Raw genomic sequence first — 17,435 nt, forward strand, 5'->3', positions numbered from 1 at the left:
CGGCCACCTAGCATGCGAAGGCCGCACGCAGTCCACGCGCCGCTTGCGGCTGCCATACCCCTTGGTCATTGGTTGTCCTTGTAATGCCTGATCCGATTTCCCTGCGCATTGCCGGCAGCGGCATCCAACTGCCCGCCCTGCAGCGTGACAACGCCTGGTTTGACCGGCGCTTCGGCCAGCCTGAAGGCTGGACTGCCCGCCATTGCGGCATTGTGTCGCGGCCCCTGGCCGGCCCCGGGCAGACCAGCGCCAGCCTGGCCGCCGGTGCCATCAACCAGGCCCTGGCCAGTGCCGGCTGGGCCACGGACGGGTTTGATGCATTGATCAGCGCCTGCGGTGTCGGCCAGCAGGCCCTGCCCTGCAGTGCCGCGCTGATCCACCGCCAGCTCGGCCTGAGTGACAGCGGGATTGCCGCCTTCGACGTCAATGCCAGCTGCCTGAGCTTTCCGGTGGCCCTGGACATGGCCGCCTGCGCCCTGGCCACTGGCCGCTACCGGCGGGTGGTGATTGTTTCCAGCGAGATCGCCAGCGCCGGGCTGAACTGGGACGATGCCGATACCGCACCGCTGTTCGGCGACGGTGCCGCGGCCGTGGCGATCGAGGCCGGTGACGGCCGCTCGCAACTGCTGGCCGCCCATCTGCAGACCTGGTCGGACGGGGCCGACTATTGCCAGGTGCGGGCCGGCGGCACCGCGGTGCGCCTGCAGGATGGGGTGGAAGCCTACCGCCAGGCGGCCATGTTCGAGATGGACGGCGCTGCCGTGTACCGGTTGGCCGCACAGAAGCTGCCCGGTTTTGTGGCCGAACTGTCGCAGCGCGCCGGCATCGTGCCGGCCCAGCTCAAGGCGCTGGTGCCGCACCAGGCCAGCGCCAAGGCGCTCAAGCACATCCAGCGCGTGCTGCGTCTGCCGCCGGGCCTGCTGGTCAACATCATCCAGACCTACGGCAACCAGATGTCCGCCTCCATTCCCACCGCCCTGCATCTGGCCATCGCCGATGGCCGGATCGCACGCGGCGATCTGATCGCCCTGGTCGGCACCGGCGCCGGGCTGTCGGCCGGCGGCGTGGTGCTGCGCTACTGATGGCACGCATCCTGGTCACCGGTGCCACCGGCTTCATCGGCGGCCACATCGCCCGCGCCCTGGCCGCTGACGGCCACCAGGTGCGGGCCAGCGGCCGCAACACTCAGGCCCTGGCTGCGCTGGGGCCGGGCATCGACGTTGTTGCTGCCGACCTCGCTGCCGATGACCTGGGCCCGCTGCTGGCCGGCATCGATGCGGTGGTGCACAGCGCCGCCCGCTCCAGTCCGTGGGGCACGGCCGCACAGTTCCAGCGTGACAACGTGCAGGCCACCGCCAGCCTGCTGGCGGCCAGCCAGGCCGCCGGGGTGCAGCGCTTCGTCCACTTCAGCTCGCCCAGCATCTATTTCCGTTTTGCCGACCAATACAACGTCGGCGAAGCCTTCAGCCCACCCACACGCTGGATCACCGAGTACGCGCGCAGCAAATGGGAGGGCGAGCAGCTGGTGCGCGCCGCCGCCCCCGCCCTGCCCAGCGTGGTGCTGCGCCCGCGTGCCGTGTTCGGCCCCGGCGATACGGCGATCTTCCCGCGCATCCTCGCCGTGGCCGCTGGCGGCCGTTTCCCGCTGGTGCATGGTGGCCGCGCGGTGATCGACATCACCCATGTGGACAACGTGGTCGCCGCCACCCGTGCCGCCCTGTGCCCCGATGCCCCGGGCGATGGGCGTGCCTACAACATCAGCAATGGCGAGCCGACCGCGGTGGCCGAACTGCTGGCCCGTACCTTCGCCCTGTGCGGGCTGCAGGTGGCCCTGCGCCCGGTGCCACGCCGGCTGGCCGTGGCCGCGGCCGGGCTGGCCGAAACCGTCGCCCGGCTGCGCCCGGGCCGGCCCGAGCCGCGCCTGACCCGCTACGGCGTCGGCGTGATCGGCTGGTCGCAGACCCTGGACATCACCCGCGCCCGCCACGAGCTGGGCTACACCCCGGTGGTTTCGTTGCAGCAGGGCCTGGCCGGTTTTGCCCGGGACTGGCGCCGATGATCGACCACTGGCAGCTGTTCGAGGCCGGCCATTGCCGCCACCCGGAAATCGCCGTGCGCCGCGATGGTGCCCTCAGCGTCTGCGAATTTCCTTCGCTGGCTGCCGCCCTGCACCACCGCGAGCATGGCTGGCTGCTGTTTGATACCGGCTACGCCAGCCATTTCCTGCACGCCACCGATCCGTTTCCCGAGCGCCTGTACCGCTGGACCACCCCGGTGCACGGCGCCTGCGAACAGGCCCTGGCCGGGCAGCTGAGTGCCCTGGGTATCGATGCGGCGCAGATCGGCCACATCGTGCTGTCCCACCTGCATGGCGACCATGTGGCCGGGGTGGCCGATTTTCCGCAGGCGCAGGTCTACTGCGCAGCGGCCGCCTGGCAGCACCTGCGCCGCTGCAACCGGGTCCAGGCCACCGCCAATGGCTACCTGCCGGCCCTGCTCGCCGATGCGGCGCCACGGCTGCGGCATTTCCACCAACTGCCGCTGGCCGCCATGGTGCCGGCCGAGCTGGCCGGCTTTGCCCATCCGCATGACCTGTTCGGCGATGGCGCGGTGCTGCTGGTCGACCTGCCCGGCCACGCCGCCGGCCACAGCGGGCTGTGGTTTGACGATGGCAGCGGCCCGGTGTTCCTGATCGCCGATGCCACCTGGTCGTCCGATGCGCTGGAAAAGGGCGTGCTGCCACCGGCCGTGGTCACCGCCTGGCTCGGTGATGGCCCGGCCTACCGCGACACCTTCGCCCGCCTGCATGCGCTGGGCCGGCAGCACCCGCATGTGCGTCTGGTGCCCTCGCACTGCCAGCGCTGGCGCCCGGGAGCCGGATCATGAGTACGCCGAGCAAGCGGGTGCTGCTGACCGGGGCGCGTGCGCCGGTCGCCCTGGACCTGGCCCGCCAGTTCGCCGCCGCCGGCTGGCAGGTGCATAGCGCCGACAGCCAGCCGGCCCACGCCACCGCCGCCAGCCACGCGGTAAGCGCGCACCACCGCGTGCCGGCGCCGCGCCAGCAGCCGCAGGCCTTCATCCAGGCACTGGCCAGCCTGTGCCAGGCCCAGGCCATCGACCTGCTGCTGCCCACCTGCGAGGAAGTGTTCTACGTGGCCCACGGCCGGGCGCAACTGTCTGCCCATACCCGCGTGGCCTGCATGGATCTGCCCCAGCTGCGCCAGCTGCACAGCAAATGGGAGTTCCTCGGCCTGGCCGCTGCTGCCGGTCTGCGCGTGCCGGCCAGTGCGCGCGTGCACAGCATCGACCAGGCCCGGCAGTGGGCCGGCACCCGGCCGCTGGTGCTCAAGCCGGAGTTCTCCCGCTTCGGGGTGGATGTGCGCCTGCATCGCGATGGCCTGCCCGCCACTGCCCGCCCGCTCGATGGCCGCCCCTGGGTGGCCCAGGCCCTGCTCGACGGGCAGGAAGTGTGCAGTTATGGCGTGGCCCACAACGGCCACCTGCTGGCCCATGCCGCCTACCGCCCCGGCTGGCGCATGGCCCGCAGTGCCAGCTATTACTTCGATGGCGTGGACAACCCCGACATCCTGGCCCAGACCCGCGCCCTGGTGGCCGCGCTGGGCTACAGCGGGCAGATCGCCTTTGACTGGATCGTCGATGCCCATGGCCAGGCCACGGTGATCGAGTGCAACCCGCGCGGCACCAGTGCCATCCACCTGTTTGCCGGCAGCGATGCACTGGTCCAGGCCTTGGACGGCCAGGGCAGCCAATGCCGGCAGCCGCCGCCCGGCAGTGCGGCGATGCTGGCACCGATGATGTGGCTGCATGCCGCGCCGCTGGCCCTGTGCCGTGGCCAGTGGCCACGCTGGCAGCACGACTGGCGCCGCGCCAGCGATGTGCTCGCCCGTGGCAGCGACCGCGCCCCGCGCGGCCAGGTGCTGCGTGACCTGGCCCATTACGCGGCCAGTGCGCTGCGCAGCGGCGGCAACCTGCGCGCGGCCTCCACCGTGGATATCGAATGGGACGGGCAGCCCCTGCCATGAGCCCTGCAGCCACGCCGATCGAACGGTTCGCCGGCAATGTGCTGGCCTACCTGGCCCGCTACGAAGGTGCCAATGCCAATGCCCTGGCACGCAACCTGGATGCCGGCATCGAGGCGGTGGATGCCGGCAGCACGTGGCTGCCGGTCACCGTCAACCACGGCGAGGCCGGCAATGCCTGGGTCTGCTCGCCGCGCAGCACCTACATCGATTACGCCGCCGAGGAAGCCCGCCGGCTGCTGCCGGCCGCCATCGGCCGGCCACTGGCCGGGCTGTGCGGCCAGCTGGCACGGTTGGCCGATGCCTGCGCGCTGGACCGCGCGGTGGCACTGAACAACTGGTGCCTGTCCACCAACCTGTATCCGCCGCTGGCCAGCCTGGACATCGACCGCGCCATCGACCAGGCCCGCCAGCGCTGGCCGCAGCATGCGCTGTGGCTGCGCTCGCTCAATCGCCATGACAATGGCGACTGGTTGGATGCCCTGCAGGCACGCGGCTTTGTCCTGATCGCCAGCCGCCAGGTCTGGCTGTATCCGGACCTGGACGCCGCCGCCCGCCTGCCCAACATGCGCGCCGATGCCCGCCTGCTGCAGCGCCAGGACCTGCACTGGTGCGACAACGCGGCCATCCGTGCCGAGGATGCGCCGCGCATTGCCCAGCTGTATGCGCAGCTGTACCTGGGCAAGTACTCACGCTGGAACCCGGATTACCGCCCCCAGATGATTGCCGACTGGCACCGCGACGGCCTGCTGCGTCTGGAGGGCTGGCGCGATGATGCCGGCCAGTTGCAGTGCATTGCCGGCATGTTCGGCACCGAACACCATGTTTCAACCCCCATCGTCGGTTACGACACCGCGGCCCCGGCGCGTCTGGCGCTGTACCGCACCCTCACTGCCACCAGTTACCGCCAGGCCCGGCTGTCGCAGCGCCATCTCAACCTCAGCGCCGGCGCGGCCCGCTTCAAGCGCCTGCGCGGTGGCCAGGCCGCGATCGAATACAGTGCGGTATGGGCACCACCGCAGGCACGCCGCACCCGCGCCCTGCTGCACGCCCTGGGCCTGCTCACCCGCCGCCTCGGCGAACCGTTGATGCGCCATTACCGCCTATGACCCCGGCACCGACTCCCGATTGGCCCAGCGCGCTGTTGACGCACTGGTATGCCGTGGCCCGCGCCGACCAGCTGCGCCGCAAGCCGCTGCCGATCACCCTGCTGGACCGCCACTTCGTGCTGGCCCGCGATGCTGACGGCAGCGCCTACGCCCTGGAAGACCGCTGCCCGCACCGTCAGGTCGCCTTGTCAGCCGGCTGCCTGCGCGATGGCCAGCTGCAGTGCCCCTACCACGGCTGGCGCTTCGGCGCCGATGGCCTGCTGCGCGACCTGCCCGGGCATGACCCGGCCCAACCGCTGCCGGCCATCCGCGTGCCCGGCTTCCCGCTGCAGGAGCATGACGGCCTGCTCTGGCTGCGCCCGTGCGCAGAAGGCAGCGAGCAGCTGCCGGCGCTGGCCCGCGAGCTGGCGCCCGGGCAGCGCCGCTTCGAGTGGCAGGCGCAATGGCGCGGCCATGTGCTGGATGTGATGGAAAATTTCCTCGATGCCCTGCACACCCACTACGTGCATGCCGGCTGGCTGCGTCGCCACAGCCAACGCCGCCCCTGCCAGGTGGCGCTGGACATCGATGGCGAACGGGTACGGGTGGATTACCGCGCCCACGGCGAGCAGAGCGGGCTGGTCTATCGCCTGTTCGAATCACGCCGCCTTGGTGAGAGCGCGCATTTCCAGCTGCCCGGCAGCAGCCGCCTGCAGTACGACTACCGCGATGGCAGCCAGGTCTGCATCAGCCTGCACTTTTCCCCGGTGGATGGGCGCAATACGCGCATCCTGGCCAGCCTGCACGTCCGCGGGCGCTGGGCCCCGCGCTGGGCGGTGCGCGCCCTGCTGTGGCCGTTGCTGGCCCATGTCGGCCGCCAGGATGCGGCCATCCTGGCCGCGCAGCAGGACAACATGGCGCGTTTTGCCGGGCGCCGGCCGGCGCGCATGCACGGCGACGTGCTGCGCCCGGTGCTGGAGGACTGGTGGCTGCACGGGCGCACGCCCGACCCGGCCCACGCCCGCCAGCTCACGCTTTGGCTTTGAAGGTCTCCAGCCAGGCCAGGGTCTGGCCCATGCTGGCCGGGCGGCCGAGCAGGTAACCCTGCAGCTGGTCGCACTGATGGGCCTGCAGCCACTGGCGCTGGCCCTCGGTCTCCACCCCTTCGGCCACCACTTCCAGGCCCAGGCTGTGGCCCAGTGACAGCAGCGCGCGGCAGATCGCGGCATTGCGCGGATTGGTCTCCACATCGGCCACGAAGCTGCGGTCGATCTTCAGTGCATCCAGCGGCAGGTGCTGCAGGTAGGACATCGAGGAGAAGCCGGTACCGAAGTCATCAAGGGCGATCTTGATGCCACGGTCATGCAGCCGCTGCATGGTCTGCAGGCCACGTTCCGGATCACGCATCAGGCTGGATTCGGTCAACTCCACCTGCAGCGCCTGCGGGGCAATGCCGACATCCTCGCAGGCCCGGCTGAACTCGCCGAGCAGGTCATCGTTGAAGAACTGCACCGCCGAGACATTGATCGCCACGCTGAGATCGCGCCAGCCAGCGGTGGCCAGCGCCAGCTGGGCCCGGGCCGCGGCCCGGATCACCCAGCGGCCCAGCGCGATCATCTGCCCGGTGTCTTCGGCCAGGTTGATGAACTCACCGGGCATGATCCAGCTGCCATCGGCCTGCGGCCAGCGCAGCAGGGCCTCCAGCATCACCGGCTGGCCATCACCGGCGCGGCAGATCGGCTGGAAGTAAAGCTCGAACTGGCCCTGCTCGATGGCGCTGTGGATGCGGGCGGCCATGTGCAGGCGCGAGGTCAGGCGCTGCGCCACGGCCTGGTCGTAATACTTGATCAGCACGCCGTCGGCACGCGCGGCATGCGCGGCCTGGGCGGCGCGGGCCATCACCGTATCGGCCGGCAGGCGGTTGTCGGTGCAGCTGTCCACACCGATGTGGGCCTGCAGCTGGTGGAACGATTCGGGGCCCCGCACCGGCTCGCTGACCACTTCGGCCAGATGCTCCAGCACGTGTTCCAGTTCGTAACGGCCCTTGATCGCCAGGATGAAATCCTCGCCCGGCTGGTAGGCCAGCAGGCCGTAACGGCCGCCCAGCCCGCCCAGCCTTGCGGCCACCGCACGCAGCACCTGCTCGCCGATGTCCTGGCCCAGGGTGTCGCCGACCAGCTGCAGGCCGCGCAGCTGGATGTGGGCAATGGCATAGGGGCGGTCGCGCATGTCCAGGGTGTCGGCCAGGGCGCGGCGGGTCATCAGCCCGGTTTCCGGGTGGTGGCTGGCGCGGTAGGCCAGGTCACGCTCGTAGGCCAGGCGCTCGGTCACATCCACCGCCAGCACCAGGCAGGCGTCGTGGCCGGCAAATTCCAGGCGGGCGGTCTGCTCCTGCACCGAAAGCAGGGTGCCGTCCTTGCGCTGGTGGGTACGTACCCGCGATTCACGCAGCACTCCACGCTGGATCAGGCTGATGGTCTCGCGCAGCTCGGCCCAGTCCTCCTGCGGACGGATGTCCAGCACGGTCATCGCCAGCAGCTCCTCGCGGCTGTAGCCGTAACGCTCGACCGCGGCGTGGTTGACCTCCAGAAAGCGCAGGTTCTGCAGGTCAAACAACCAGAACGGCACCGGATTGCGTTCAAACAGGATGCGGAACTGGCGCTCGGCCTCGCGCGCGCGCTCCTGTGCCTGCACCCGTTCGGTCACATCCACCGCCGCACCGGTCATGTAGCCGCTGCCATCGGCCACCCGCTCGCCGCGCACCGACAGCCAGCGGATCACGCCACCGGGAAACACCAGGCGGAACATCAGGTCCATCGGCTGTTCGCCGCTCCAGGCCTGCTGCCAGCTGCGCCGCACCATCGCCACATCCAGGTGGTGCACGCGTTCAAACACATCGCCCAGGCTGGCCGAGTTGTGGTCCAGGCCAAACGCCTGCGCCGCCCCGTGCCCCCAGTGCAGGGTCTGGGTGTTGGCCGTCCAGGTACTGACCCGGCCGATCTTGTTGGCCAGGGCCAGTTCGGCCGAACCGGCGCGCAATTCATCGGCCAAACGCTGCTGGCGCAGGTGTGCGTTGCGGATCGCATACAGCAGGTAACCCACCCCGAGCAGGTAGATCAGGTAGATCAGCAGGGAGCCGGCCAGGTAGCGCCACCAACCCACCAGGGCCTCGTCACGGGCACGCGCGGTGACCACCCGCAGCGGCAGCTGGCCCGGCTCGCCGACCGCCAGCACACGCACCACGCCATCACCGAACACCTCCTCACCGCTGGCCGTCTGCGGGTACTGCGCCATGTTCTGCGCCCAGTAGCCCAGCTGGCGCCCGAGCAGGCGCGGTCCGCGGCTGTCGGCCAGCACCAGGCCGGCGCGGTCCAGCAGCAACTGCACGCCACCGGCACCGAGCTGGTCATTGCCGACCAGGGCCTGCATCTGGCTGCCGCGCAGGCGCAGCAGCAGCCAGCGCCCGGCATCGATGCGCATGGCCAGCGGCAACTGCCAGCTGTTGTCGCTGCGGGCCTGCAGCGGGCCGATGTACAGCGGACTGCCGGTGACCAGGTTGCCGGCCACCGCCCAGTCATAGAAATTCGGATCGCCACGGCTGCCGGCCAGCAGCTGGCCGCTGTCATCCACCACACTCAGGTCCACCAGCTCCGGGTTGCGGGCGGCGGTCTGTTCCAGCACCTGCTCCAGCACCTGCGGTTGCAGCTGGTTGTTGCCCAGGGCCTGGCGCAGCTGCAGCAGCTGGCCCTGCACGCTGGTCATGGCCCGGGTGGTGGTGTCGAGCTGGTGCTGCAGCAGGCGCTGGGTCGATTGCGCCTGCAGGCTGGCCTGGCGCTGCATCAGCGACAGGCGTGACTGTCGGTCCACCCCGAGCATCAAGGCAAATGCGCAGGCCAGCACCAGGGCCACAACCGCCCCTGCACTGGCCACCACCCGCATCTGTTGTCTATAGGCATGCTGCCCGGGCATTCCAACCTCTCCCCGCGCAGCCCCGAGGCTGCGACCAATTGCCAAGCTCCACTATTACCTTATCGGCCGCCATCGCGCAGACAACAATAAGACTGCCTAGCATGCCCGAGGGGGCTTGCCACAGGAACCCTGTTCACGCTTTTGCAAACCCATTGACCCGAAGCGGTGAGTTGCGCGTTTTCACGCCGGCTTAGCAATTGCAGCAGATCCCCGATTTTCTGTGCACTTGCACAAATATTCGCTGCATTTATCTGTTTTTCAAGCCCATGCCTGCTTGCGCAGCGCAGCACCCAGTCCGTCACTGCCGGCAATGGCCAGCCTGCCCATTGCGTCTCCACAACGACAGGCGCACAACAACAGCCATGCCGTCGCAACCGTGGACAGCGGCGGCCCTTGAGGCCAGTTGCATAGGAGTAAGCCGATGATTGCCTTGTTCAAAGGTCTGGGATTGCTGCTGCAGGACAACGAGCTGTACCGCGCCCCGTTTGAAAAGCAGGTCGCGCACTGGAAAGCCAAGACTGAAACCCAGCTGCATGACGAAGTGGACCTGCTGGCCCGGGCCAAGTGCCAGTGGCTGATCGTGTCCATCGTGCTGTGGCAGGCTGCCGCGCTGCTGGCGCTGGCGCTGATCGTCAATTACCTGTGGCGCGATGACTTCCAGATCACCCTGACCCGGGTGGTCATCGTGTTCGGCTCGTGGGTCTCGATCCTGTTCGTGATCTGGTTCATGGCCAACATGTTCGACCAGACCGCCGGCTTCGAGCGCTGGATGAAGGCCTTCAACAGCCGCGCCCGGGTCAGCCGCGATGCCGACAGCATCGAGGAAGTGGCCCAGGCCCTGGACATGGCCCGGCAGTATCCGGAAGTGATGGACTACAAGCAGGAGGTCATGGCCCAGCGCGAGCTGCGTCACGAGGACATCCGCATCATGCGCGAACTGGGCAGGATCCGGCAGCATTCGGCCCTGGTGGTCCAGCTCAACCAGATGGGCGACCGCAACCTGCGCCTGCAACCGGCCTTCTGAGTCCGGCCAGCCAACCACGCAAAAAACAACGGGGCGCCACTGGCGCCCCGTTGTTTTTGCCTGCGCAGCCTCTCAGCCGGCAATGCGCTTACTTGCGCTGGTCATCGCTGGCGCGGCGCAGCTCGCCGAACTGCGAGGACGCCCCCCAGGCCGGCCACTGGCGCGAGTTGGCCAGTTCGCTGCCCAGCGCATGCAGGATTTCCAGGTCACGCACGGCACCGGCGAAGGTCCACTCCGGCTGCCATTCATCGGCCTGCTGGTGGTAGCGGTTGACGTTGTACTCGGCAGCCGCCGCACGCCCGGCCTCGATCCCGCCATCGACCAGGTCCTGGCCGGCGCCGTAGGAAACGGCCGGCACGCCGCGCTTGGCGAACGGGAAGTGGTCCGAACGGAAGAACAGGCCGGCTTCGGGCTTGCTGTCCGGGGTGTAACGCACATCCCAGCGCCCGGCCACCTCGATCAGCTGGTCCAGCAGCTGCACATCGGCAGTGCCGTAGATGCCGAAATCACGCGAGGGACCCATGGTCGCCGCGCCATCCACATTGAGCACGGCAACGGTCTTTTCCAGCGGGTACAGCGGGTTGTTGGCGTAGTACTCCGAGCCCAGCAGGCCCTTTTCCTCGGCGGTCACGGCCAGGAACACCAGCGAACGCTGCGGCTGCGGCCCGGCCATGAAGCCACGGGCCATTTCCAGGATCGCCGCGGTGCCGCTGGCATTGTCGGTGGCGCCATTGAAGATGCGGTCGCCGCGGGCATCGGGCTCACCCACGCCGATGTGGTCCCAGTGCGCCGAATAGATGATGGTTTCGTCCGGGTGGGTGCTGCCTTCGATGCGGCCGACCACGTTGTGGGAAACGATCTGCTCGCTCTTGACCGCATAGCTGGCCGAGAAGGTCTGCCCGCCCAGCGCCACCGGCTGGAATTCGCGGGTCTGCGCGGCCGCCTTGAGCTTTTCAAAATCCAGCCCGGCATCGGCGAACAGTTGCACGGCCAGGTCACGCTGGATCCAGCCTTCCACCGCGGTGTGGGCCGACTTCGGATCGGTACGCACCACGTCGAACATGGTGTTGGCATTGGAGCCGGCCACGGTGGCCCAGCCGTAGGAGGCCGGGGCGGTCTCGTGCACGATCAGCACGCCGGCAGCGCCCTGGCGGGCGGCCTCTTCGTACTTGTAGGTCCAGCGGCCGTAGTAGGTCATGCCCTTGCCGTCGAAGTCGCCTTCGCCGCTTTCAAAATCCGGATCGTTGACCAGCACCACCATGATCTTGCCGGCCAGGTCCACGCCCTTGAAGTCGTCCCAGTTGCGCTCCGGCGCATGCACGCCGTAACCGACGAACACCAGCGGCGCATCGACCAGGGTGACCTGGCTGCTGCCGTCCTGGGCCGGGCGCACGGTGATCTGCTCACGCTGGCTCAGCGACTGGTGCGCACCGGGCTTGCCGATGGACAGCACCGGGTTGCCGACGATGTCGCTCATCACCAGCGGCACGGCCTGGGTCCACAGGCGCTTGCCGTCGACCAGGTCGCCACCGGGCTGCACGCCGGCCTGCTCCAGCGCCGCGGACAGATAGGCCACGGTCTTGCGCTCACCCTCGGTGGCCGGCGAACGGCCTTCGAAGGCGTCGGAGGCCAACTCCTTGACGTCGGCATTGATGCGCGCAGCGTCAAAGGCCGGGGTGGCAGCCATCAGCGCCGAGGAAATGGACAGCGCCAGCGCGCCGGTAAGCACTCGTTTCACGGATACCTCATCAAATCGTGGGCCAGACAATCACCCGAGTGTAGTGCACCACGGGCCGTGATCACCCCTGCCCATGGTCAGGCTCACTGCAGGCGCAACCACAGCTCGCTGTCCGCCGCCTGGTTGCCATGCCAGTCGCGTGCACTGATGCGCAGGCGGTAGTCGCCGGCCGGCAGCGCGCTGACATCCAGCCCGCCGCGTGCCATCCGGCCATCACGCACGGTGTTGGTGACCAGGTACTGGAAGCGGGTCACCGCGCTGCCGTGCACGGTGATGCCACTGTCCGGACCATAGGCATGCAAGACCGCATCGCGCTGTGGCGGCATGCGGTTGAACTCCAGATTCATCAGCGGCTGCTCGTAACCGGGAAGTGGCCGGCCGGTGGCATCGAGCAACTGCCAGCCCAGCGCGTACAGGCCCAGGCGACGGCGCGGCAGGTTGCCATCCACCTGGTCGCGGGCATGCACCGCCAGCTGCACCACCCCGGCGCTGCGCGGCAGGTGCCACACCCCCTCGCGCAGCTGGCCGACCCGGCGCTCGTCGGCATCGAGCACGGCAATGCCCTCGATCACCGGGGCGATGGTGTCGATGAAGCCGGTAAAGCCCAGCCCGATCGCATTGCGCTCGTACCCGCCCGGGCCGACCTGCAGGTGCACATGGGCCTGGGCGTTGATCGTGCCCAGGGCGTCACCGGCGGCAAACCGGGTACCACGACGCACGCGTACCCGTTCGACCCGGCCGCGAGCGTCGCGCAGCAGCTCGAAACGGCCATCCAAAGGCTGGCCACTGGCCGTACGCCCCACCCGCATGTGGATGTAGTCCAGATCGGCCACGGCCAGCCCCTCGGCCTGGCCATTGGGGCTCCACGCCGCCATCGGGCTGGACACCTTGCCATCGGCAATGGCCAGCACGCGCTGGCCGACATCACCGCGGATGTCGAAACCGGCATGCAGGTGGTTGCGGTTCTTGCCGGCGAAGGTGCCGCGCACCTCGCCCAAGGTGCCCACCACCTCGTGCCAACCACGCTGCGGGGCCAGTGGCCAACGGCCGGCGGTGGCCGGCAGTGCGCGTGCCGGATCCGGGCCAATCTCCCCGCTCACGCTTGTCTGGCCCGCTGGCTGGCTGCGCAGCCAGTGCAGGCGCATGCCGCCGGCATCGCTGACCAGCAGGCCGCCTTCCGGGGTCAGGGCCAGGCCGGCCGGGCGCGACAAGCGCACTGACGGATCGCTGCCGAACACGGTGCTCAGGTGCCCCTGCACACTGCGCTGGAGCACCCGCCCGCTCAGCCGTTCGCCGATGTAGAGCACACCGTCAGCGGTGATCGCCAACGCCTGCGGCTGCCACAACTGGCGCTCGTCCGTGCCGCCGACCACGGTGTCCACCCGGCCATCGGGATGCACCCGGCGGATCGCGTCATTGCCCAGGTCGGCCACCCACAGCACACCCTGGCCGTCCAGGGCCAGGCCGGTCGGGGTATCAAAACGTGCCTCCGCGCCCGGGCCGTCGGCCAGACCGGGCCCACCACCACCGGCCAGGGTCCGGACCTGGCCATCGCGGCCGATCAGCGCAATGCGGTCATTGAAGGTATCGGCCACATAGACCTGGCCATCGGCGGCCACGGCCACGGCCATCGGCGCATCGAAGCGGGCCTGCGCGGCCGGGCCATCGCCATCACCGGGCTGGCCATTGCCGGCCAGGGTGCTCAGCTGGCCATCGCGCAGCACGCGCACCGCATGGTTGCCGGTATCGGCGATCAGCAGCGCGCCATCGCCGGCCAGGGCAATGCCGGACGGGGTATGCAGGCGCGCCTGCGCAGCCGGGCCATCGGCATAGCCTTCGCTGCTGCCGGCCAGATCGTGCAGCTGGCCGTGGATGTCCAGGTAACGGATACGGTTGTTGTCGCCGGCATCGCTGATGTACAGCCCGCGCAGGCCGTCACGGGCAATACCCCAGGGCTCGGCAAGGCGGGCCTGGCGGGCCGGGCCATTGCGCAGGCCGGGCTGTCCGTCACCGGCCAGCCACCAGGCCTGGGCCTGCCAGGCCAGTGCCGTGGCCGGCGCCGGCGCTGCGGGCTGCGGCCGCGTCCACCACCAGCCGGCGGCCATGCCGGCCACCACCACGGCCATTGCCGGCCCCGTCCACCATTTACGCTTGCCCACACTCACACCTGCTCATTGCACCGGCGTGCACCATAACCGACCTCCCCGTCACCGCCTACGCTGGCAAGGCTGGCCGCATGCTGAGCTTGACCCTGGACCAGGCACTGGCCGTGCACGACGCACAAGGCCAGCTTCTACTGCGGCTGCCGCTTCCAGTGCCGGCGCAAGGCCGCTTCCCGCCCACACCCGCGCAGCTGGAACAGGCCATTGCCCACATCGAGGATGCGCTGATGCGGCAACTGCCTGCCCTGGCCGGCCGGCCCGGGCCATTGCACAGCCACAGCGCGGCCAGCAATGCCCTGCGCGAACCGGCCGGGCTGCCGTTCGATGGCGTCCAGTGGTTGTCACGGCAGAGTCTGGAAGCGCTGTTCAACCGCCTGGCCGATGCCGCCAACGGGGCGCCGCTGCGCCAGCTCGGCCTGCCTGAAGACCGGCTCTTCGCCGCCCATCTGACCGCCCTGCGCGAGCTGCTGCATCACGCCGACCTGGACGGCGTCTGGCTGCACCCCTGAGCCGGGCGGCTCAGGCCTGCTGCAACTTGCGCACCATGCGTGCGTGTTCGCGCAGGTAGCGGCGGGCCTCGCGGCTCTTCTGCGCCTGGCTGAGGATCTTGCCGGAGACCTGGAAGAACTTCTTCTCTTCCTCGCGCAGGTGATGGTGGACTTTTTCCGACAGCTCGGCTGCCTTGTCCGCCCAGGCCTGGCCGTCGATGGCCAGGGCCTGCAGGTCAGCCACCAGCTCATCGATCTGGTGGTGCTCGTGCAGGGCATGCCGGCTGGCATCCAGGCCGGCATCGTCCATCAGCATCGGCACATACAGCGCGCGCTCCTCGGCCGCCTCGTGGGCGGCGAGCTCGATGCGCAACTCGGTGAACACCTGCTGCCGACGCTGCACATCACGGATGCGTACCAAAGAGCGCAACAAACCACGCTGGACCTCATGGCTGGCACGCAAGGCGTCATACAGGTTCTCACTCATGTCCGGCTCCTGTGGGTTGGCCCGGGCCAGCCTGCACGGGCGCCGATGAACATGACGTGCGTGCTCAGGCCGGCTCGTTGCCCAGCAACTGCTCGCGACGCAGGCGCCGCACCAGCGCGCGACTGCCGGCATCCAGGCCCAGCACCCGCACCTGCACCTGGTGCTGGCGCAGGCGTTTGACCACCGTGTCCAGTGCGGCCACTGCGGTGATGTCCCACAACCGGGTGGCCGACAGGTCGATCACCACCGCGCGCCCTTCCAGGCCCCGCGCATCGAAGGCATCGATGAAGGCGTCGGCCGAGGCGAAGAACACCTGACCACTGACCCGGTAGTGGCGCTCGGCGCCGACATCCTCGTGCACGATCTGCATCAGCCCGGCCACCTTCAGGGTGAAGAACACCCCGGACAGCAGCACACCGATGCCCACGCCGGCGGCCAGGTTGTGGGTGGCCAGGGTCACCGCCACGGTGGCCAGCATCACCAGCGAGGACAGGCGCGGGTAACGCACCAGGGTGGACAGAGAGGCCCAGTCAAACGTGGCCACCGAGACCACCACCATGATCGCCACCAGGGCCACCACCGGCACCTGGGCCACCCACGGCTTGAGCAGCACCATCAGCACCAGCAGGAAGATGCCGGCAAAGGCGGTGGACAGGCGGCCGCGGCCGCCATAGGTCACATTGCCCACGGCCTGGCCGATCATGCCGCAGCCGGCAATGCCGCCGAACAGGCTGGAGCCGATGTTGGCCAGGCCCAGGCCGGTGCACTCACGGTTCTTGTTGGACGGGGTGGCGGTCATTTCATCGACCACGCGCGCGGTCATCAGCGACTCGAGCAGGCCGACCATGGCGATGGCCAGGGCCGGCATGGCAATGATGCGCAGGGTGTTCCAGCTCCACGGCACTTCAGGCAGGCCGACAAAGGCCGGCAGCGAAGCCGGCAACTGGCCCAGTTCGTCCACGGTCTTCAGCGGCAGGTCCAGAGCCACGGCCAGGCCGCTGAGCACCAGGATGCAGATCAGCGGCGAGGGAATCGCCTTGACCCCGGGCAGGGGCAGCCGCGGCAAGCCCCAGATGATGGCCAGGCCCAGGCCCAGCATCGCCCAGGTGGCCGTGTTGGCCTCTTCCAGCTGCGGCAGCTGGGCACTGAAGATCAGGATCGCCAGCGCATTGAGGAAGCCGGTGCGCACCGAGGAAGACACAAAGCGCAGCAGCACGCCCATGCGCAGCAGGCCGAAGGCAATCTGCACCACACCGGCCAGCAGGCCGGCGGCAAACAGGTAAGGCAGGCCATGGCTGGCAATCAGCGGCGCGGCGACCAGGGCCACCGAACCGGCGGCGGCGGTGATCATCGCCGGGCGGCCGCCGAACACCGCGATGATGATGCTCATCACGAACGAGGCGAACAGGCCCACCTGCGGGTCAATGCCGGCGACAAAGGAAAACGCGATCACTTCCGGGATCAGCGCAAAGGTGGCCACCGCGCCGGCCAGCATTTCCCGCACAGGGTTGGCGCGCCACTGCGCCAGTTCGTTTTTCAGCAAGGACATACAGCCGGCCAGCAGCGCTCGCACGCCGCCGTGATTGTCAGGAAGGGGCGCGCATTATGCGCCGCCGGGGCCGGCCACGGCGCCCACCCCTGCAGGCGGGCAGGCCATACCGCGCCCCAACAAAAAGAGCGGCCGATGGCCGCCCCTTCCCCTTGACCGTATTGCCCCTGCTCAGCCATCGATGGCATCGAGTGCCTTCTGGATCTCTTTCAGGCCCAGGTTGGTCCAGTCCTTGGTGATTTCGGCCTGGGTGCGGGCGTTGACCTGCTGGTGCAGCAAGGGGCGCAGTTCGCCCATGGAAATCGGGTCGGCGACCAGCACCAGATGCTCGAAGCCATGGTTCAGGGCCTGGTTGTTCAGCCACAGCGCCAGCTTGCGGTTGAAGGTGGCCTCGGCAATGTCCACGCTCTGCGGCTGGCTGCCGGACGGGCCCAGATGCGGGTCATCCAGGTCGGGCATGTCCTGTTCCTGCAGGCGGACCCCGCTGGCATTGCCGGCGTTGTGCAGCAAACGCACGCTGCCGCCGTTGGCCACCACGATCCAGGTATTGGGTTTGAGCAACAGCATCGCCATCTGCCTCGTCAGCCGCACCACCGGTGCCGGATGGGCCATGGTCACCAGCGGCGGGTGAACGCAGCGTCCTTGCCCTGCCCGCCTCCGCCCCGCACTCGGGTAGGATCGGCACCCCGATTGTTGCCCTGCGGCGTTGCCCGCCCCCTGCCCGTGCCCCATTACTCCGGCCCCCTGCTCACCCATTCCGTGTTCGATGCCATGAGCCGCGCCCGCCGCAAGGGGCAAGGCGTGCTCACGACCAGCTTCGATCTCGGCGTCAGCCAGGCCGAAGCGCGGCTGGAAAATGAGCACTGGGAGCTGCACGGGCAGGGCAAGGA

General features: G+C 69.0%; 14 protein-coding genes. 8 read left to right on the plus strand and 6 right to left on the minus strand.

What is annotated here, in order from left to right; genetic code table 11:
- Positions 1-83 precede the first annotated feature (83 nt).
- From ABB30_RS12855 to ABB30_RS12880, 6 genes are read left to right on the plus strand one after another with little or no spacing between them, the layout of a single operon-like run.
- On the plus strand, positions 84-1,082 hold the full coding sequence (locus ABB30_RS12855) for a 3-oxoacyl-[acyl-carrier-protein] synthase III C-terminal domain-containing protein (protein ID WP_057638718.1): 999 nt from the start codon (positions 84-86) through the stop codon (positions 1,080-1,082).
- Positions 1,082-2,059: an NAD-dependent epimerase/dehydratase family protein gene (locus ABB30_RS12860; RefSeq protein WP_057638719.1), complete on the plus strand. Its 978-nt coding sequence runs from the start codon at positions 1,082-1,084 to the stop codon at positions 2,057-2,059. The genes ABB30_RS12855 and ABB30_RS12860 overlap by 1 nt, the downstream gene beginning before the upstream one ends.
- A complete protein-coding gene (locus ABB30_RS12865) occupies positions 2,056-2,886 on the plus strand; it encodes an MBL fold metallo-hydrolase (RefSeq protein WP_057638720.1) in 831 nt (276 codons plus the stop codon). The genes ABB30_RS12860 and ABB30_RS12865 overlap by 4 nt, the downstream gene beginning before the upstream one ends.
- Positions 2,883-4,043 carry an ATP-grasp domain-containing protein gene (locus tag ABB30_RS12870; protein WP_057638721.1) on the plus strand — a complete coding sequence of 387 codons (1,161 nt, stop codon included), beginning with the start codon at positions 2,883-2,885 and terminating at the stop codon, positions 4,041-4,043. Before ABB30_RS12865 ends, ABB30_RS12870 begins: the two co-directional genes overlap by 4 nt.
- Positions 4,040-5,149, plus strand: a complete 1,110-nt coding sequence (locus tag ABB30_RS12875) for a hypothetical protein (RefSeq protein WP_152980737.1) — start codon at positions 4,040-4,042, stop codon at positions 5,147-5,149. Before ABB30_RS12870 ends, ABB30_RS12875 begins: the two co-directional genes overlap by 4 nt.
- Positions 5,146-6,174 carry a Rieske 2Fe-2S domain-containing protein gene (locus tag ABB30_RS12880; protein ID WP_057638723.1) on the plus strand — a complete coding sequence of 343 codons (1,029 nt, stop codon included), beginning with the start codon at positions 5,146-5,148 and terminating at the stop codon, positions 6,172-6,174. The genes ABB30_RS12875 and ABB30_RS12880 overlap by 4 nt, the downstream gene beginning before the upstream one ends.
- On the opposite strand, the gene ABB30_RS12885 is transcribed toward ABB30_RS12880, so the two are convergent.
- On the minus strand, positions 6,158-9,097 hold the full coding sequence (locus ABB30_RS12885) for a bifunctional diguanylate cyclase/phosphodiesterase (protein ID WP_245626508.1): 2,940 nt from the start codon (positions 9,095-9,097) through the stop codon (positions 6,158-6,160). The genes ABB30_RS12880 and ABB30_RS12885 overlap by 17 nt on opposite strands.
- Positions 9,098-9,518: 421 nt before the next feature.
- On the opposite strand from ABB30_RS12885, the gene ABB30_RS12890 reads away from it, so the two are divergent.
- On the plus strand, positions 9,519-10,121 hold the full coding sequence (locus ABB30_RS12890) for a hypothetical protein (protein WP_057638725.1): 603 nt from the start codon (positions 9,519-9,521) through the stop codon (positions 10,119-10,121).
- Between the two features lie 88 nt (positions 10,122-10,209).
- Here ABB30_RS12890 and ABB30_RS12895 read toward each other — a convergent pair whose 3' ends face one another.
- Positions 10,210-11,859 (minus strand): M28 family metallopeptidase, encoded by a 1,650-nt coding sequence (locus ABB30_RS12895; protein ID WP_057638726.1) that lies wholly within the window; start codon positions 11,857-11,859, stop codon positions 10,210-10,212.
- Positions 11,860-11,942: 83 nt separating this feature from the next.
- Positions 11,943-14,018: an NHL repeat-containing protein gene (locus ABB30_RS12900; protein WP_057638727.1), complete on the minus strand. Its 2,076-nt coding sequence runs from the start codon at positions 14,016-14,018 to the stop codon at positions 11,943-11,945.
- Positions 14,019-14,095: 77 nt separating this feature from the next.
- Here ABB30_RS12900 and ABB30_RS12905 point away from each other — a divergent pair, with 77 nt between their 5' ends.
- Positions 14,096-14,530, plus strand: coding sequence for a hypothetical protein (locus ABB30_RS12905; protein ID WP_057638728.1), 435 nt, complete (start codon positions 14,096-14,098; stop codon positions 14,528-14,530).
- Between the two features lie 10 nt (positions 14,531-14,540).
- Here ABB30_RS12905 and ABB30_RS12910 read toward each other — a convergent pair whose 3' ends face one another.
- The 3 genes from ABB30_RS12910 to ABB30_RS12920 form a co-directional block, all read right to left on the minus strand.
- The gene (locus tag ABB30_RS12910) at positions 14,541-14,996 is read right to left on the minus strand and encodes a hemerythrin domain-containing protein (RefSeq protein ID WP_057638729.1); all 456 of its coding nucleotides are present in this window, start codon (positions 14,994-14,996) and stop codon (positions 14,541-14,543) included.
- Positions 14,997-15,060: 64 nt separating this feature from the next.
- On the minus strand, positions 15,061-16,545 hold the full coding sequence (locus ABB30_RS12915) for a SulP family inorganic anion transporter (RefSeq protein WP_057638730.1): 1,485 nt from the start codon (positions 16,543-16,545) through the stop codon (positions 15,061-15,063).
- Positions 16,546-16,716: 171 nt separating this feature from the next.
- Positions 16,717-17,118, minus strand: coding sequence for a baeRF12 domain-containing protein (locus ABB30_RS12920; RefSeq protein ID WP_161808863.1), 402 nt, complete (start codon positions 17,116-17,118; stop codon positions 16,717-16,719).
- Between the last annotated feature and the right edge of the window lie 317 nt (positions 17,119-17,435).

This window comes from Stenotrophomonas ginsengisoli (assembly GCF_001431485.1).
Lineage (GTDB): Bacteria > Pseudomonadota > Gammaproteobacteria > Xanthomonadales > Xanthomonadaceae > Stenotrophomonas > Stenotrophomonas ginsengisoli.

Coding starts and splice junctions, on each gene's coding strand:
- ABB30_RS12870 (WP_057638721.1), top strand. CDS start 2,883: ATGAGTACGCCGAGCAAGCGGGTGCTGCTGACCGGGGCGCGTGCGCCG.
- ABB30_RS12865 (WP_057638720.1), top strand. CDS start 2,056: ATGATCGACCACTGGCAGCTGTTCGAGGCCGGCCATTGCCGCCACCCG.
- ABB30_RS12920 (WP_161808863.1), bottom strand. CDS start 17,118: ATGGCGATGCTGTTGCTCAAACCCAATACCTGGATCGTGGTGGCCAAC.
- ABB30_RS12860 (WP_057638719.1), top strand. CDS start 1,082: ATGGCACGCATCCTGGTCACCGGTGCCACCGGCTTCATCGGCGGCCAC.
- ABB30_RS12905 (WP_057638728.1), top strand. CDS start 14,096: ATGCTGAGCTTGACCCTGGACCAGGCACTGGCCGTGCACGACGCACAA.
- ABB30_RS12875 (WP_152980737.1), top strand. CDS start 4,040: ATGAGCCCTGCAGCCACGCCGATCGAACGGTTCGCCGGCAATGTGCTG.
- ABB30_RS12910 (WP_057638729.1), bottom strand. CDS start 14,996: ATGAGTGAGAACCTGTATGACGCCTTGCGTGCCAGCCATGAGGTCCAG.
- ABB30_RS12855 (WP_057638718.1), top strand. CDS start 84: ATGCCTGATCCGATTTCCCTGCGCATTGCCGGCAGCGGCATCCAACTG.
- ABB30_RS12915 (WP_057638730.1), bottom strand. CDS start 16,545: ATGTCCTTGCTGAAAAACGAACTGGCGCAGTGGCGCGCCAACCCTGTG.
- ABB30_RS12890 (WP_057638725.1), top strand. CDS start 9,519: ATGATTGCCTTGTTCAAAGGTCTGGGATTGCTGCTGCAGGACAACGAG.
- ABB30_RS12885 (WP_245626508.1), bottom strand. CDS start 9,097: ATGCCCGGGCAGCATGCCTATAGACAACAGATGCGGGTGGTGGCCAGT.
- ABB30_RS12880 (WP_057638723.1), top strand. CDS start 5,146: ATGACCCCGGCACCGACTCCCGATTGGCCCAGCGCGCTGTTGACGCAC.